The sequence below is a fragment of the Fodinisporobacter ferrooxydans genome (assembly GCF_022818495.1).
In the GTDB taxonomy this organism is placed as follows: Bacteria; Bacillota; Bacilli; order Tumebacillales; family MYW30-H2; genus Fodinisporobacter; species Fodinisporobacter ferrooxydans.
Window position 1 is genome coordinate 316762 of the sequence record NZ_CP089291.1, and the last position, 16081, is coordinate 332842.

The window sequence follows — 16081 nt, forward strand, 5'->3', positions numbered from 1 at the left end:
TCTCATGGAAAGTAAGTTTATTATAGGGCGATGAATTCAATCAGGTCAATACGTTAATAACGAAATGACTAATATTTTACGTTTTGTTTATTTGTGCTATACTAGACTTAACAAATTGGCGGATGGTGAGACTATGTCACTCGGAGAACGGCTAAAGATCGTTCGAATCAAGAAAAACTGGAATCAAACAGAGGCAGCAGACAGGATCAACATCAAAAACGAGACGTTATCTCAGTATGAACGAGACAGACGAAAGCCTGATCCGCAAATGCTGGCTCATATCGCGAAAACATACGATGTATCGATCGATTATCTGATGGAAATGACGGAGGATCCAACCCCGGTTCGTCAGTTACAAAGGCAGCAGGATCTCCTCGAGGATAGTTCGGAGCTTACATTAGAGGAGTCTTTGATGCTAGAGGAAATGAGAAAGAACACCAAATTTGCGGTTGCGTTTAATGAGTTCTTGTCTGCACCACAGGAGAAGAAAAAGGAATTTTTGCGCATGTGGAAAGTGTACAAGAACTTAGTCGATGAACCAGAGGATGAAAGTGACGAGGAATAAGACCCAATTTCCCCGGTAGTCAATACGGGGAATTTATTTTATACTCAAAACAGAACGTATGTTCGTATAAAGGTGCGTGAAGTGCGTTGTGGCAGCATATCCTAAGTCAATTACCTATACATTGGCTGGAAGAAAAGGCGAACAGAATCAGAGAAGAGTGCGGAATGAATCAATGGAGCGAATTCAACTTAAGGCGGCTGGCTCGCCATTATCAATTGAAAGTCAGGTATCGGCCGGAAAACAGCTGCATGATGAATTTTAGTGAGCGATATTTAATCATTATCGACAACCGGCTCTCAGTCAAAGAGAGGCGGCAGCAATTGGCGGAAGAGATTTGTCATTGTTTCCTTCCCATTGGGAACCAACTTCTGCAATCTCAAATGGAGATTCGAAAACATGAGCGTATGGCAGTTCGAATGTCTGCGTATTTGCTGATGCCGCGTGCCTGGTTGAAGAATGTGATGATCAATGGTGATGAACCCGATATGTTTGAAGAATTAGCGGAACGATTTGAAGTGACACCGGAATTTGTGAAATTACGTTTTGAGTTGGACCAGGAGCAATGGCAGAGAGTGCAGTTTGATAGTTATCCAAAACCACAATCAAAAGCAATGGCGGTTGCTGAAGAACGGGGAATCTATCAAACACGGACAATAGAAGCCGGTGAACAAGGCGTCAAGTATGAGCTGAGTAATCTTCATGGAGAGTCAAAAATTTACAAGATGATCAAGCTGTGAGGTGGTACGATGAAGTTAGGGACGCATATCGCCGAAAGATTGCAAGAGTTGATGGATGAACGGAAAATCTCGTTTGAAGACCTTGTTCAACTTGCTGGCATTGATAAGTTGTGGTTGCGAGAGTGCACTGAGTCTGGACAATTGACCAATCTGAATGATGTTGTAAAGATCTGCAAAGCTTTTGATGTCCCGTTAGCTTACTTTGTTGGAGAGCAGGTCGTTGAATATGGCAATGGTGAGACAAACGATGCTTTGGGTTATGATCTTCAAGGTGACCAAGCTCCGGTGGCTTTGCCCGTCTACAGACGATTTTTTGCAAATGAGCAGATATTAACAGAAGAGAATCAATGCGATGAAGAATGGATCGCACCCGGAATGAAAGGAGAAGCACAATTTATCACAATTGCAGATTTTACGTTAACTCTTCCTTCGGAAAAAGAGATCCATCCCGGAAATCGATTGTTATGGGCATGTAAACGCTGGCCTGAACATGACGGACAGATTGTCGCCACGGTGTATGAAGAAGAGGCTATTCTTGGGGTGTTATATCAAGCAGAGGATTGTGAGCAGGTTGTGTTGAAGAGTATTGATGATGGGCAGGATCTGGTTTTGTGGCCGGATGAGGTTGTGATTATTGCTATTTGTGTGGGGATGATCGTGGAGGATGAGTGAATGGGACTTTTAAATGAGTCGAAAGTTAAAACTAGACCAACAATTTTTTGGTATTGGAAATATATAGGTGTCTTATTCAAAGGACTTGAAGAATTCTTGGAAAGCATAGCCTTAAAACTTGAAGAATTGAGTACAAAATATTGGATCTCCACTAAACTAAAAGGACTGGGCGTGGTTTTTCGCCCGGTTTTTCTTATGATTACCTTATGTACAAGCAGTTTGTAAAAATTGTAATAAAGTAGTTCCGTGGTCATACATTTTAAACATCAGGTATCAAAGTTGAGAGTTCAAGTTGAACGATCAGAAGTGCAACGTGTGGTTTCACAACAAAAAGGAGGATGAGGTAAATGGCAAAATTGGAAGGTATTTCGCAAATCGAGATGATTGGCTTTAAGTCACGTAATCTGGATACGGTTTGTTTTCGTGGGCATGCGCCGTTGGCCCACCTGGCAATGATATCGCAGGCCGACATCTTCGACCAGGTATCCAACCCTGAAGGGCTGCAGCGGGATCTTTCCCCAAAACACGCAAGCGATGCTTATGAATACGTGCAAAAAGGTGCCGACCCCAGCCACCCGAGAGCATTTCCCGAAGTCGTTTTGAACATTAGAAACAAAAAGGTATTGGAGTTGGAAAAAATCGAAATTTCAGTGGAAGACCCTACACTAGAGATAGTTCGTCTGCGGTTTGATTTAACCAAACTGGGCTCTGGGGTTGCGGTAAGCCGTATAGATGGAAACCACAGATTGTTTTATGCGGCAGGGGATGACCGCAGGCAGCCGATTTTAACCCATGTACCTTTCCAAATTCATATCGGATTGGACCGCGAAAAAGAACGCTCCTTATTCGTCGACATTAATGCTAATCAAAAAGGCCTTAACTCATCCCATCTTGCAATCATGCAGAGCAAATTAACGGACGAACAGAAGGAAATAAAGGACCATTTGGAACGTTGGATTGCCAATAAGCTTGCAAGTGACAAGGATTCCCCGTGGTACGGCCTTATCCATCTGGGCGGATCGAAGAAGGGATCGCGAACTCAGGGGCTTAATCGCATCGTAAACCTTATCAGCCTGCAAACAGGCGTAAAAAAGCTACTGACAAAAAGCCAGTACATCCATGATTTCACGGACCCGTATGCGCAGTATCGGCTAATTAACATGTATTGGCATGCGGTCAAGAATGTGTTCCAGAATGAATGGACCAAACATAAGGACCATCTGATTCTGAAGAATATTGGGGTTTTAAGCCTTTCGATTCTTGGCGGGACGATTATCGACAGGTGCATCCCACGCAATAAAGTGGGTGTCCAGGACTTCGAGAAGTATCTGCAGCAGGCGTATGGTCGGTTTGACTGGAGCAAAGAAGCTACTGGTGACCGCGCCATTACTGGGATGTCAGGCAATCAAGCTGCAATGCTGATCGCTGGCGAAATGGCCGCCGAATTATCCGATGAAGCAGATGAACTTACCATTAAGCAGCTTCAAAACAAGCTTCTCACGGGTTCTTCCATATAAAAAAGCAGCGGCGATCTACGACAGATCGCCGCTCGAAATTGCCTTATAAATCAAAGGAGGTTTGTTTCATGTTCTTTAAGAGCCTGTTCAAAAAGCCCTGAAAATTGGATAAAAAATAAAAATACACCTATGCGAAAAATGGTAAAATGGAAGTAACGACACAACCAAAATTATCTATTTGCGAGGTGCATTTTCATGGATTTGCAGCTTGAACTGCTACCCTACCACTACTATAACACACTCGGCTTTGATGCGGAACTGATCGATTACATCGATCATGTAGATGATTCGATTGTGCTAGAGAAGATCGCTCCGCTGTATAAGGATGGCGGACGACCTCCAATTGATCCTAGAGTCTGCTTCCGGATGCACTACTTGTACTTTACACGTCCGGAGATTTCCTCATTCCGCGAACTGGAGCGGCAACTAAAAGACCCAAAAAATCAGGCTTGGCGAAACTTTATCGGTGTACCTAGCACGGAAAAAGTACCGGTTCACAGCAGTCTAAGCCATTTTCGTACCAAAGTCAGTGTAGAATTGTTTTATGCCATCTTGTTTGACCTGATTGCGCAAGCCTTGAAACTCAAAGACTTCCTACAGCCGATGCTGACAGGTATCGATTCAAGACCGATTTGGGCCAACGTCAACGGGTACAAGAAAAAACGCTGTGACTGCCCCGACCAGAGTACATGTACGTGCGAGAAGACATATTCCGATCCGGATGCAACCTGCGGTGTACAACGAACAAAAGCCAACCAGAACAAGTTTTTCATTGGTTATCGCAAGCATTCGATCGTCTGCCCAAGCCCGAAAGGGCCAATTGTATTATTTTCTATCATTCTGCCCAATGATACAGCGGATGTCAAAGTCATGCTTCCACTTATCGAAATGATGAAGAAAGTCGAAGGATTGAAGGTCGAGTATTTGGTGACCGACTTAGGCTATTTTGATGCAGACGATCAGCAAGAAGCGCTGCTGAAGCATGATGTAGCAGTTGTAACAGAAATCAAAAAGAATACTGTCATTCCTGAACACTGCTCCTCTGAAGGTAAGCCGGAATGCCAGGAAGGTCACGCTCTTGTGTTTGATGGAGTTCGATACAGATACCTACACCGCTTGGTTCCGTGGAGACGATAACAAATGCTCCGCCTGCCCGTTGCAAGGTCTCTGTGCGATGCAGTTCGGCTATTCCTTCACGGAAAATCCTTTCTTCTATGGCCCTGTACCGCAGGGTAGCATGTTGCAAGAGCATATGCTGAATTTTCGCAAACAGGTTGAACTCGCGTTTGCTCAGGAATCGAATCAGCTGACATCCGTTATGAAACACAAGAAGGTACCAGTTCGTGAAACCAAACGCGTCGAAAAATGGTTCATTCTGCGGGATGCGTTTCGATTGATTGAACGGATGATTCAACACGTACGAGCAACCGTTCTGCCTCCGAATCATGTAGAAATGATCAAAAAATTACAAGAGTTTCAAGTAGAGCAGCTATCGCTGCAAATAGCTGCGTAGCACACTCTTACAAGATAATTTTTAAAAAGGCGATGCCAACAACGGGATACGTATGCCCAAAAACAGGGTAACCCTTTATAAGATTGAGAAAGTCTAGTGCCCATCGGCACTGATTTCCTGAATTTTTCATTTTAGGAAATCTAAATAGAGCTTATTTGTTAACTACAGCAGAATGCTAATGCCTTTTTGAACAGACTCTATAACGCTGATTTGAATAAAAAATCCGATGTTCTTCCAGTAAACCGTGAAGTCACGGTAGAACAAGCAATTTTACTGGCAAAAGCTCATGATTATCGTATTATGGGGGTTGCAACTTAACCATTCTAATTCCCTGTATTTTTCCACAAAGTTATCGTTTGATGGTTTGTTTGCTATGCCCTTCTATTTGAGTAGAGCCAGCTACTGTCGATTTCAGACTTTTCTTACTACAGCTAGGACATGTTAATTTTAAGTTTGGAGGTACATGCTGGAAATACCGAAGATACGACTTGACCGACTTAGATAGATTCATTATGATAATCATGTTGATTTTATTGATCAAGCCTTTGGGAGATGGCAGTCTCCCTAAGGCTATTTTTATGCCTAACCCTCCGCCAACAAATTTATTCCATTTGTCTATTGTCGCATATTCTCCTCATTATGTACCGCCAAAAGATTTTCCTAAAGTGTTAGTTTTTACTGCCACCGGATATGGCTGCTGGCATTATCCTACTAATTCTTTATTTACTTCTTGTAATACATCTCCTATTTTCCGATTATTTATAACTAAATCGGCATATCCATCCATCTCTGTAGGTTCTATATTTACGATCACTAATTTTACCCGATTTTTCTTGGCTTTTATCGGATAGTAGTTTGCTGGAGATACTTGTAAAGAAGATCCAAGTACGATAAATAAATCAGCTTTTTCTACTTCTCCATCGGCATGTTGTACTGCTTCTTTTGGAAGTTCCTCTCCAAATAAAACGACTGTTGGCCGTAGAAACCCTCCACATTCGCAAAAGGATCCGTCTTCTTCAAGATACTTTTTACTTGGATACTTCCTATTACATGAAAGACAAGCTAGCTGGTTGATGGAACCATGTAGTTCATAGACCTTCTTACTACCTGCCCTCTGATGAAAGCCATCCACATTTTGGGTAATGATTCCTTGAATCATGACTTATGCAGTTCGAGACAATAACTGGTAAATATCTGGTTTGGGCGTAGCCCAAAGAAGCATTAAGTAATGCTCTGGCCAAAATAATTCAATGAGTCTTGCAAATTGCTGCACTTGTGTGTCACAATCAATAGAGATTCGCTGAATACCTCTGTGGTTATTCACGCGAACCTGACAACGAGTGTGGAAGAGGCCGCGAACCATTTCGCCGTGGGTGTAGCCTTCATCATCGCTCGTTTTTTCTTTGTTCAATTCAAAAAGTGCAACAGCTAACAAGGTCTCGGCAGTGAATAATAATTCGAAATGAGCATGATGGTGCGCTTGCGATTCAGAATGGCACTTCTCGAAAGCCAGTTCTTGCTTGGCTGTACGAAAGAAAACCTCGATCCTCCAGCGTTTTACATATGTTTGTAACGCTTCTTTTGGGGCATCGTGGCGGTTACTTATAAGTAAATATGCACCTTTATAAGTGGCAGGTGACTCCTCACCTTCGGTGTCTACATCAGCCGAATTGAGTTGTTCATCCTCCTTTAACCGCATGGCGACTACAGCGGCGATTGGAACATATCTATGTTTCGTCACTTGCTTACCTTTGCGATTCACAGCAGTATAAGGACGCTTCATGTAAATCCCCGGAACGGAAATAGAGACCAACCCGGATGTCGCCTTTCGAGTTAAGTCTTTAAACACCTCACGGATGAGCATGATTGGAGTCAGCGGCACGAAGCGTTCCCTACGGGTACCAGGTTCGATAACTTTGCGGAATAAAGTTGTGTTACGTTTTGCTTTAGTCACCCAATCAAAATTGTTTTCTTCAAGAAATGTAAAAAATTTTTTACACAAGTACCACCGATCCATTGCTACCCACAAATGGCAAGTGACGGATTCACGTAGCATCAATAACATTTGCCTGGCAAGATCCAGTTTGGTAATACCTTCACCTTTTACTTCTGGCTTATGCCAGATACGGTAAAACAATGGATACTCCAATCCGCTTTTCAGAACCGCCTGAAGAGCCACGAGATTTGTCGCCCATACATGGACTTTCATTGAGTGGTCAAAGAGCCAACTGAGAAACGGAAGTTGCTTGGCATAGGGATGCGCACTGTGAGTATCATCGAGATTGACCACATCCCCATCGGTGAGTCGGGTCAAAGGATCATGCTGCAACCGCTCGACACGTTTCTTTGCGAATGTCACCCATGCAAACCCATTCGTGAAAAAGCGGCTTAACGTGTATTGAGCTATTTTCCAAGGCTGAAACATCGCCTTGAGTAATGCGTCCTTATCGACCAACTCAGCTATCTGAAAAACAGAAGAACAATTCGAAACAAGACCAACGACATAGAGAAAGCAAATGAACCATGACGGAGCTCCACTGCGTTTCATGATACCCGATTGAGTAAGCAAAAGAGATAAATCAAAGCGATCCCAAAGGCTTTTGAGAATGGGTGCTCCTGCACATTCTCCATGATTGAGTTCTTTAAATCTTGGTTTTTGTAATGCTGACATGAAAAGCCCACCTATAATCTAAAGATATACCCGGTAATTAAAGGTATCCTTCGCGATTATTGTGGCATTTTCTAAAAGTCAAGTAGTTTTTATGATATTTTTTGAAATATTTCAGACTATTCGGTGTCCTATGATGATAACCAATTAATTACATGAACTGCATAGGTCATGAAGGTTTATTAAAGGCAACCAAAACAGCACCAGGATGGCCATGGAAAATTAAACTTGATGAACACACTAAGAGGACTCTGTCGGATTGGGTTTCCCATTCAGGCCATATTTCAAAACGCTCAAAAACATAAGATTTACATAGCCTAATTCTTTTTTTCACTACAAATCCAAAACATATTTGAGGAGTGTGCAGTATGAATAAACCTTCGGTATTCCTAGTTTTCTCTTCTTCCCCTCTTCTTTTGGTATTTCTACCCTTCGAACGGGATTAGGACGGTATTTACCGTCCAGAATGGACTGCCTGAGTTGGCTTCCGTTTTCTTTGAGATATTGCAGAAGCTCATCTACTTTCATCCCATCGACTCCGTGCGCCCCTTTGTTGGATTTAACTCTCTTGTACGCATAGTTCATGTTGTTTTTATCCACGATTTTCTCAAGCAGTTTCTTTTTCGACATGTCTGCGCCGGTGATGTTGTTTTCAGTTATCCTTTCAGAACTGTGCACTCCCGCATATCCTTCGTGTTCCGCACTATTCTTTTGCAGTGAGCCTTCCTTACGACTGTCGTCTGCTGGAAGTTGGCTGCACTTCGCTCCTGTTTTGGTAACATTCATTGACTACCACCTCCTTAGGTTCAACCCTTCCCCGATGATGTCGACTTCCTCGGGTACTATGGTATCTGCTGACTTCTCATGGTAAATCTTGTTTCAACCGTGACTCAAAATTTTATCTCCTCACGTCCATGAGATCTCCCACGGTAAGACGATTCATTTTCATTCCATGTACCCACATCATTTACACTGGTATGTCCGTGTAGTTAATAGGACTTGGTTTTGTTATGCAAACTCATCCAATACCATATGCCTGATGATGTTCGTGTTCCTTAGGTCGGAATTTTGCCTCCAGCTTCCTTCAGATTCCACCTCGCGGTGGACACCCTTGCTCTTGGCTAATGGTTGGCAACTACAAGCCCCCATAGTGGACTTTCACCACCTAGTTAATCGCCATGCGTGGCGCACATAAAAAGGGCGCAACCGCACATTTGCCGGTCACGCCTATTTCTATTGATTACTTTCCTGCACTGCCTGTATATTGTTGTGAATGAGCACTTTGTTTCCGCAGGAAACAAGTGCTCATTTGCACATTGGAACAGATTACCGCTATTTTAATGCCGCCTCAATTTGCTAAACTTTTTGCAAATTATAAGGGCGGTGTTTCGAGTGATTATTACCCATCATTTTCCAGTTGATCTTCCCTGTTATTTTCAGCTCGGCAGGGCCAATAATTTCCCTGTGATTGAATCTTGCCCGATTTGTAAGTCCCAACAGAAGTTAAAACGCCATGGTTTTTATAACCGCTACGCGATCGAGACCGATGCAGAATATCGGATTCCCATTTGCCGTTACAAATGTCCGAATCCCAAATGTAACAAAACATTCGCTATTCTTCCGGATTTTCTGCTTCCCTACTTTCAGAACACGCTCTCTTCCATCTTGCAGACCTTACAACTATTCTGGGCTTATTGTGTACTGCTATTTAGCCGCCAGTTAGTTTGTTTTTACCGGAAACGGTTGATGGCCAAAAGCAAAATCATCGAGATGTTCTTTCGTCTTGAGGGGAACAAACAGATCTTCCCAGAAGATCCCATAGAAAAAGCCATAATGCTTCTGAATATGATTGAAACTCTCCCCAGAGTCACCTTCATTCGAAAGTGGCACAATCATTACATTAGCAGCTTTATGGCACATTCATTTTATCACGGATCACCCGTGGCCAAAACAGAATAATGTTTCCACATACCTTTTTCCTCGTCAGGGACCGTGTACGGGTTTTATAATGCATCGTAATGGTTAGCCGGCTAGCCTTCGAAAAGGAAGAACGAGAAAGCGCGCCAGTTCTTTCCAATTTAGACAATGGGAGGCTACTTAACCAATGGATGAACAAAACCGGGAACGCGTGGCCCTTTTTCGCTATGGGATCATCGCTCCCTTGCTCAATGAACAGGTGGATCGCGCCACATATTTGGCTGAGGTGTCTGCCAAAACCCACGAAGTCCCTTACTATGGTTCCAAAGAATTTACACCCAAGACAATCTTAGCTTGGCTAAGGCAATATCGCCGTAATGGTTTTGACGCGTTAAAGCCCCAGGCACGTTCGGATCGAGGACAATCCCGATCGTTATCCGGTGAATTACAGCTGCACTTGGTATCCCTGCGTAAAGAAAATCAAGGAATGCCAGTGACGGTGTTTTATGACCAATTGGTGCAACAAGGAGAGATTTTACCGCAGGATGTATCTTATACCTCTATCTATCGCTTACTGAAAAAGGAGGGATTGCTGGGGAAGGGGATAGTGCGTTCGCCCGAACGAAAACGGTTTTCTCATGATACGGTCAATATGCTCTGGCAAACCGACCTGTCAGATGGGCCATATCTTCGTACAGGCGACAAAAAAATCAAGACGTATTTAATTGCGGTGATCGATGATTGCTCTCGCCTATGCACATTTGCGCAATTTGTCCCATCCGAGAAATTTGACGGGCTACGCACAGTCTTGAAAGAAGCTTTGCTTCGCAGAGGCATTCCCAAGATGCTGTATACCGACAACGGCAAGATCTTTCGTTCCGATACGCTGCATTTGGCTTGTGCAGAATTAGGCATACACCTCCTGCACACGCAGCCCTATGATGCCGCTAGCAAAGGGAAAATAGAACGCCTGTTCGGAACGATTAAGACGCGTTTCTATTCGCTGTTAAAAGCAAAACCGGCTTCTTCATTGGAAGAACTGAATGAACGGTTTTGGAAGTGGTTGGAGGAAGACTACCATCGCAAGCCACATTCTTCTCTCAATGGAAAAATGCCGCTCGAAGTGTACTTGTCCCAGATTGATCAAGTACGGATGGTCGACGACCCTGCCAAATTAGATCCTATCTTTCTTAAACGGGAGAATCGAACTGTCAAACATGACGGAACGTTTTCGCTCAATAACCAGCTGTATGAAGTTCCCGAGCGATTTATAGGTCAAAAGATCGAGATTCGTTACGATGAACAAGGCGTGCATATCTATGAGGACGGGAAACCAGTCGCTCGCGCTTCTGAAGTGAATTTTCATGATAATGCTCATGTAAAACGAAAACGACCCGCCATCTCCTTCGCTGATATGCAAGGGATGGACAGGAAAGGAGAAGATAGGGAATGATCATGGCATTCTATTCCCTTTCCAAAATCCCTTTTGCCAAGGAAACCAAAGGTATGTCGCCCTATACTTCCCGTTCCTTTCAAGAAGCAATGGGATGTTTAACCTACATGAAGCAGGTTCGCGGCATGGCACTTGTTGTCGGCGACCCGGGAGCCGGTAAAACCTACGCCTTGGGTGCATTTGCCGAAGGCTTGGGCCAATCGCTCTACAAGGTCATCTATTTCCCGTTGTCTACAGGAACAGTAACTGACTTTTACCGTGGATTGGCCTTCGGCCTAGGAGAACAGCCACAAAGTCGGAAAGTGGATCTGTTTCGCCAAATCCAACAGGCGATTAGCCGTTTGTTCTACGAACAAAAGATTACGCCGGTTTTCATCCTTGACGAGATGCAAATGGCCAAAGATGTCTTTTTACAAGATTTGAGCCTGCTCTTTAATTTTCACATGGATACCCAGAATCCTTTTGTCCTTCTTATATGCGGCTGGCCTTACTTACGGGACCGTCTGTCGTTAAACCCACATAGATCCTTATCCCAGCGGCTTTTGGTTCGACATCAGGTCGAGCCGCTGGATAAGGAAGAGGTCAAGGGATATATGGAGCATCACCTTGCCTATGCCGGGGCGAAATATCCGATTTTCACGGAAGACGCAATAGAAGCTGTTAGTGCCTGTTCCAATGGATATCCACGCCTGATTAATTTATTGGCTATGCACGCCCTATTATATGGCAGCCAAAACAAAAAAGAACAGATCGATGCCGAAGTCATCCGGATCATCGCCCCGGAGTGCGGTCTGGCATTGAGATAGCTTGGATGGCTTAGAACGAGTCAAAGGGGACAACCCTGATCCCCAAATATTCTCAGGAAAGGAAAGAATCATGATGACCCGAACCCAAAAACCAGGAATCCTCGTCTATTGTCCTGCCAAGGAACGCTGGCAAATCCAAAAGATAGACCATTCTTACGACCTTCACTGCGGCGATTGTTTCGAGATTAAGGTAGGCTATGAGTATATCCCTTGTAGAATAGAACTTGGCTGTGAATGGCTGTTATACCTTCGGGAAACTCGATTTTATTTACATCCAAAACAGAAATACGAAGTGAAAGTCGATTAACAAAGAGTGACAAGTGATTACTTCTTAGACCCAGTAGAAAGGCAATAGCTAAATGCTATTGCCTTTCTACTGGGTGCAACAAGCGATAGCGCGTTAGGAAAAAAGCAAACTTGATCACGTATTAGACGAGTATATAGGGAATGAACGATTTGAACAAGAGCGGAATTGGGATAAAGTGTAGTTGAAGTAGGATGGATTGGATAATAGTGGAATGAAATACTCGCCAGAAGACCGCGAAAGCGTGCAAATTTTTTAATCATTGGCTAATTTATTCTGAAAAAGGGGCCTAAAATCTTTCGATATGGGACCTAAATAATTTGCAAATCCTAAGCCGATTTATTGTGCAAATTCACAATATTGTTCGTTGCCATCCGGCAATCTGGTGTACGAATGATTGATGGAAGCTTCTTCAATCTCGCCGAATCCCCAATAGGTTGTCGGTACATCCGGCCATGTAGGAGTTTTTACATCCTCTAAAGGACCGCGTCCAAGCATTTTATTGATCATTGTCACAGCTTCGGCACGAGACAAATTCTGCTCTGGATGGAAACTTCCATCCGGGTATCCTTGGATAATCCCTGCCTGTTCGACTGCTCCAATCGCAGCTTGCGCCCAATTCGTTGCTGTATCCGTAAATGCCGCTGCCTGACTCGGAGTCAATTTTTTTACCCGCTGGATGAGACTTGCCATCTCCGCACGGGTGATCGGTGCATCTGGATGGAACGATCCATCTGGATAACCACTCATCATCCCGTGTGCCGTCATAGCAGCGATTGATTTGGCTGCCCAATGTGCAGCAGGTACATCTGAATACGAATTAGTAACAGTTGCTGCTGAATTGGTATATTGAAGAATTCTCGCAAGCATTGCTGCCATTTCCGCTCTCGTAATGGAACGATCCGGTCCAAATGTGCCATCCGGGTATCCAAACATATAGGCTTGGTGCGTTTGAATTGCTAGCGGGATCATACTGAAATCGTAGTGAATCACAGTTTCCCCTACATGCAGAATTCCGTCTTTCAGATAACTGGTATCACCAAAGGCCAGGCTTCTCGTGTCTTTGCGGCTGTCATATGTTTCATAGCCATCTTTTTGAGCAAGGATATAATAGTCACCCTTTGGGTATACAACCCAACCATATTGACCACCATTTTTAGTTACCTGTGGATTATGATTCTGGTTTGGCGCAAAATTCGGCAACTCTGGCAAATCCACAACAGTGCCGGGTGTACGCCCGTTATCCCTGTTTAGCTGTGTATCTGCCCAATACAGTTGTACATTTACGCCATCCAATGGTTGATTCGTAGCAGCATCCTTCACAATACCATACGGGTCGATCGACGCCGTATGCACATCCACCTGCCGATTGCCGTTGACCGTTAACTGCGCTGTGGTACCTGCCAACTCTTGTCCGGAAGGAGAGACCACATGGACATTCATCGTATATTGTCCAGGTTGCAAATTAGTATTGATGGAGAAGTTCCCTTGTGAGTCGATCGAAATTTCCGGCACATTTACAGGGTTGCCATTGACATCCGTCAAAGTCGCTGCCAGTTTATTGTCTCCTATCAACGCTGTAAAAGGATTTTTCTGTGTACCGCCGCCCCCGAGATTGCCGCTGATTGGGCTGCCGGATGATCCGCCACCTCCGCCTGAACTGCTGCTATGGCTTCCACTATTTGCTGCTGTAACCGTTACAGTTGCCTGCGCCGACTGGTCTTGGTAAGCAGCCGTTACCACGGTTTGCCCCGCCGCTTTTGCCGTAACGAGTCCATTGGCATCAACGGAAACTATACTTGGATCACTTACGCTAAATGTAACACCTGAATTTACGGCAAATTTACTGGAATCCGAATATACGGCTGTGACTACCGTTTGATGCGTATTTTCTACAGAAAGCGTATAGGAATCTGTATCTAACGTGATACCTGTAAGTGTTGGCCGCGCATTCACCGTTTGTACGATAGGAGCCGAAGTACTATTGAAATAGTTGAAGTCTCCACTATACTCTGCCGTGATCGAATGATTGCCAAGCGAGAGACCGGATACGGTAATACTCGCTTGCCCCGACGACGCATCCAGATTTGCTGTCCCAAGTGCAGTCGCTCCATTCGTAAATGTTACCGTTCCGGTTGGCTGTCCGAGCGCAGAATCTCCAGGAACCGGAACGGACGCCGTAAATGCAACAGATTGATCCGGATATGACGGATTCCGTGAACTTTGCAGCGTGACAGTCGGGCTAAAAGCCGTCAAGAACAGTGATGGAGTATTAAACTCATTGTTGATAAGTATGCCTGTTGCTACAAACTCCCCATTGCCGTATGTGACGCCTTCTAAAAGTATATTGCTTACATCGGGTCCACCCATGACCGGCTGACCTGTCCAATTTACTAAATCAGATGAAGTAAATATCTCATCGTCTCGCCTGGAAACTAAAACAAATAAACCGTTGGCATATGTAAAGTCATTGTTTCCGCTTAAATCCGTCATGCCGCCAAAAGCCGAGACCACTTGAGGAGAGGACCATGTTTGCCCATTATCATTTGAAACGATTAACAAATATACCTTCTTCCATGTACTTGAATCAATATAGTGTTCAAGTACAACAAATTTGTTATTTCCAAATGTTATTTGGTCACCGTTTGTGTTCAAATTTGTATTACCTGAATACGTCTCAGTCCAATTTGATCCATCAGCGGACGTTAAGATTGCACCGCTATAATATCCATCAAGCGCTACAAATTCCCCGTTTCCATATGCAACATTTTTCAATTGCAAATTTGCCAGATCCGGTGCGTTTTGCGAACGCCAGTCCGACCCATCTGTTGATGTCAAGATAATCGAGCCGCTAACATCTCCGGTCCCAACAGCTACAAACATATTCGTTTTGTCACTATAAGCTATACCAGTTAAGGTACTATTTGATAGATTATTAGGCGAAATATAGGTAGAATCACTAACCGTTTGTGATTTCCATGTTTTCCCATCTGTCGAACTGTAGATCATTCCATGATCACCGACAGCGACAAATTGCCCTCCCCCAAATGTAACCGCTTCAAAGCTTCCATTTAATTCCCAATTATAATTGTAAACATCTGCACCTACCCATCCACTGCTATTCTTGTATAAAATCCCGCTTCCAACCGCAACAAATGTTCCGTTTCCATACGCATCACCATATAGAGAAGTTAGCTGAATACTTGTACTGCTCTGCCAATTCCCTGTTGCTGCCATACTATAAGGGATACCGTTGAAGAGTGAAATTACCGCTAACAATAAAGAAAAGAAAAATTTGCTCAACCTTCTATGTTTATCACACTTCAAATCCAATTCTCCTTTCTTTTTATTGGTTGGTGAAAACAAGCAAATATTGATGGAAAACTCCTCGTATTACCCTTATCCGATTACAACAGAAAAATAGTAGTTTACTGCTTTTATTTTTGATCATTGGGTGAGCTGGCTCAGAACGGCTTAAAATACATTAGCAAAATCAACAGAAAGGCTAGCAAGTGCGTAATTCTTTCCAGCTTTCCCGCCTGCTTCCCGATAGCAATATATGAGTCCGGAATGCCTTCGCCGGTATGTTGGGCGAGAATGTCAGCCTGTTCTTTCATTTTCCTCGGCAGTAATCCGATCACAATTACCTGGGCGGCAAAATATAAGACAAGAGATGCGATGTACCACCCTTTTGTAAATAAAGATGGGGTCATGATGCCGAGAATAATCCCTGTGACAAGAAGCGTGAGGCTCCCTGCTTTCGGAAGAAGCTCCAGTTTTTTTAGAAGTTCCAACGTATACCTTGCTTGAGACGCGGTTTTCGCGCTCTTGGCCACGATTGGGAATCCAAAGGCAGCGCCCAAACCCATAACTGCAGCTACAATGTGGATGAATACCAATAAACTGTGCATGTGATCCAGACTCCTAAT

16 protein-coding genes are annotated in these 16081 nt (G+C 43.9%); 11 read left to right on the plus strand and 5 right to left on the minus strand.

Translation table 11 applies throughout. The features are described from left to right. The first annotated feature begins 133 nt into the window (after nt 1–133). From LSG31_RS01725 to LSG31_RS01755, 7 genes are all read left to right on the plus strand, one after another. The gene (locus LSG31_RS01725) at nt 134–565 is read left to right on the plus strand and encodes a helix-turn-helix domain-containing protein (protein WP_347437719.1); all 432 of its coding nucleotides are present in this window, start codon (nt 134–136) and stop codon (nt 563–565) included. A 164-nt stretch (nt 566–729) separates the two neighbouring features. After that, nucleotides 730–1302 carry an ImmA/IrrE family metallo-endopeptidase gene (locus LSG31_RS01730; protein ID WP_347437720.1) on the plus strand — a complete coding sequence of 191 codons (573 nt, stop codon included), beginning with the start codon at nt 730–732 and terminating at the stop codon, nt 1300–1302. Between the two features lie 9 nt (nt 1303–1311). Beyond that, on the plus strand, nt 1312–1974 hold the full coding sequence (locus LSG31_RS01735; RefSeq protein ID WP_347437721.1) for a helix-turn-helix domain-containing protein: 663 nt from the start codon (nt 1312–1314) through the stop codon (nt 1972–1974). Continuing rightward, nucleotides 1975–2199 carry a hypothetical protein gene (locus LSG31_RS01740; protein WP_347437722.1) on the plus strand — a complete coding sequence of 75 codons (225 nt, stop codon included), beginning with the start codon at nt 1975–1977 and terminating at the stop codon, nt 2197–2199. Nucleotides 2200–2321: 122 nt separating this feature from the next. After that, nucleotides 2322–3491, plus strand: a complete 1170-nt coding sequence (locus LSG31_RS01745) for a DGQHR domain-containing protein (protein WP_347437723.1) — start codon at nt 2322–2324, stop codon at nt 3489–3491. A gap of 195 nt (nt 3492–3686) precedes the next feature. After that, nucleotides 3687–4628, plus strand: a complete 942-nt coding sequence (locus tag LSG31_RS01750) for a transposase (RefSeq protein WP_347437724.1) — start codon at nt 3687–3689, stop codon at nt 4626–4628. 37 nt (nt 4629–4665) lie between these two features. Beyond that, nucleotides 4666–5004 (plus strand): hypothetical protein, encoded by a 339-nt coding sequence (locus tag LSG31_RS01755; protein WP_347437725.1) that lies wholly within the window; start codon nt 4666–4668, stop codon nt 5002–5004. Between the two features lie 703 nt (nt 5005–5707). On the opposite strand, the gene LSG31_RS01760 is transcribed toward LSG31_RS01755, so the two are convergent. From LSG31_RS01760 to LSG31_RS01770, 3 genes are all read right to left on the minus strand, one after another. Beyond that, nucleotides 5708–6163, minus strand: coding sequence for a Sir2 family NAD-dependent protein deacetylase (locus tag LSG31_RS01760; protein ID WP_347437726.1), 456 nt, complete (start codon nt 6161–6163; stop codon nt 5708–5710). A 3-nt stretch (nt 6164–6166) separates the two neighbouring features. Then, nucleotides 6167–7675, minus strand: coding sequence for a transposase (locus tag LSG31_RS01765; RefSeq protein ID WP_347437727.1), 1509 nt, complete (start codon nt 7673–7675; stop codon nt 6167–6169). A 330-nt stretch (nt 7676–8005) separates the two neighbouring features. After that, nucleotides 8006–8458 (minus strand): reverse transcriptase family protein, encoded by a 453-nt coding sequence (locus tag LSG31_RS01770; RefSeq protein ID WP_347437728.1) that lies wholly within the window; start codon nt 8456–8458, stop codon nt 8006–8008. A 606-nt stretch (nt 8459–9064) separates the two neighbouring features. On the opposite strand from LSG31_RS01770, the gene LSG31_RS01775 reads away from it, so the two are divergent. From LSG31_RS01775 to LSG31_RS23220, 4 genes are all read left to right on the plus strand, one after another. Beyond that, nucleotides 9065–9631: a DUF6431 domain-containing protein gene (locus LSG31_RS01775; protein ID WP_347435626.1), complete on the plus strand. Its 567-nt coding sequence runs from the start codon at nt 9065–9067 to the stop codon at nt 9629–9631. Between the two features lie 145 nt (nt 9632–9776). Next, entirely contained in the window at nt 9777–11042 is a 1266-nt protein-coding gene (locus LSG31_RS01780; protein WP_347435625.1) for a DDE-type integrase/transposase/recombinase, read from the plus strand. Continuing rightward, nucleotides 11039–11848, plus strand: coding sequence for an ExeA family protein (locus LSG31_RS01785; protein WP_347435624.1), 810 nt, complete (start codon nt 11039–11041; stop codon nt 11846–11848). Before LSG31_RS01780 ends, LSG31_RS01785 begins: the two co-directional genes overlap by 4 nt. 73 nt (nt 11849–11921) lie before the next feature. Further along, complete coding sequence (locus LSG31_RS23220; RefSeq protein WP_430734216.1) at nt 11922–12155, plus strand: DUF5348 domain-containing protein; 234 nt, start codon at nt 11922–11924, stop codon at nt 12153–12155. Nucleotides 12156–12491: 336 nt separating this feature from the next. Here LSG31_RS23220 and LSG31_RS01790 read toward each other — a convergent pair whose 3' ends face one another. Both LSG31_RS01790 and LSG31_RS01795 read right to left on the minus strand, forming a co-directional pair. Next, nucleotides 12492–15479, minus strand: a complete 2988-nt coding sequence (locus LSG31_RS01790; RefSeq protein WP_347437729.1) for an S-layer homology domain-containing protein — start codon at nt 15477–15479, stop codon at nt 12492–12494. A gap of 137 nt (nt 15480–15616) precedes the next feature. Next, nucleotides 15617–16063: a DUF2269 family protein gene (locus tag LSG31_RS01795; RefSeq protein ID WP_347437730.1), complete on the minus strand. Its 447-nt coding sequence runs from the start codon at nt 16061–16063 to the stop codon at nt 15617–15619. Nucleotides 16064–16081 lie beyond the last annotated feature (18 nt).

Coding starts and splice junctions, on each gene's coding strand:
- LSG31_RS01755 (WP_347437725.1), top strand. CDS start 4,666: ATGCAGTTCGGCTATTCCTTCACGGAAAATCCTTTCTTCTATGGCCCT.
- LSG31_RS01795 (WP_347437730.1), bottom strand. CDS start 16,063: ATGCACAGTTTATTGGTATTCATCCACATTGTAGCTGCAGTTATGGGT.
- LSG31_RS01765 (WP_347437727.1), bottom strand. CDS start 7,675: ATGTCAGCATTACAAAAACCAAGATTTAAAGAACTCAATCATGGAGAA.
- LSG31_RS01740 (WP_347437722.1), top strand. CDS start 1,975: ATGGGACTTTTAAATGAGTCGAAAGTTAAAACTAGACCAACAATTTTT.
- LSG31_RS01725 (WP_347437719.1), top strand. CDS start 134: ATGTCACTCGGAGAACGGCTAAAGATCGTTCGAATCAAGAAAAACTGG.
- LSG31_RS01730 (WP_347437720.1), top strand. CDS start 730: ATGAATCAATGGAGCGAATTCAACTTAAGGCGGCTGGCTCGCCATTAT.
- LSG31_RS01735 (WP_347437721.1), top strand. CDS start 1,312: ATGAAGTTAGGGACGCATATCGCCGAAAGATTGCAAGAGTTGATGGAT.
- LSG31_RS01750 (WP_347437724.1), top strand. CDS start 3,687: ATGGATTTGCAGCTTGAACTGCTACCCTACCACTACTATAACACACTC.
- LSG31_RS01745 (WP_347437723.1), top strand. CDS start 2,322: ATGGCAAAATTGGAAGGTATTTCGCAAATCGAGATGATTGGCTTTAAG.
- LSG31_RS01780 (WP_347435625.1), top strand. CDS start 9,777: ATGGATGAACAAAACCGGGAACGCGTGGCCCTTTTTCGCTATGGGATC.
- LSG31_RS01770 (WP_347437728.1), bottom strand. CDS start 8,458: ATGAATGTTACCAAAACAGGAGCGAAGTGCAGCCAACTTCCAGCAGAC.
- LSG31_RS01785 (WP_347435624.1), top strand. CDS start 11,039: ATGATCATGGCATTCTATTCCCTTTCCAAAATCCCTTTTGCCAAGGAA.
- LSG31_RS01760 (WP_347437726.1), bottom strand. CDS start 6,163: ATGATTCAAGGAATCATTACCCAAAATGTGGATGGCTTTCATCAGAGG.
- LSG31_RS23220 (WP_430734216.1), top strand. CDS start 11,922: ATGACCCGAACCCAAAAACCAGGAATCCTCGTCTATTGTCCTGCCAAG.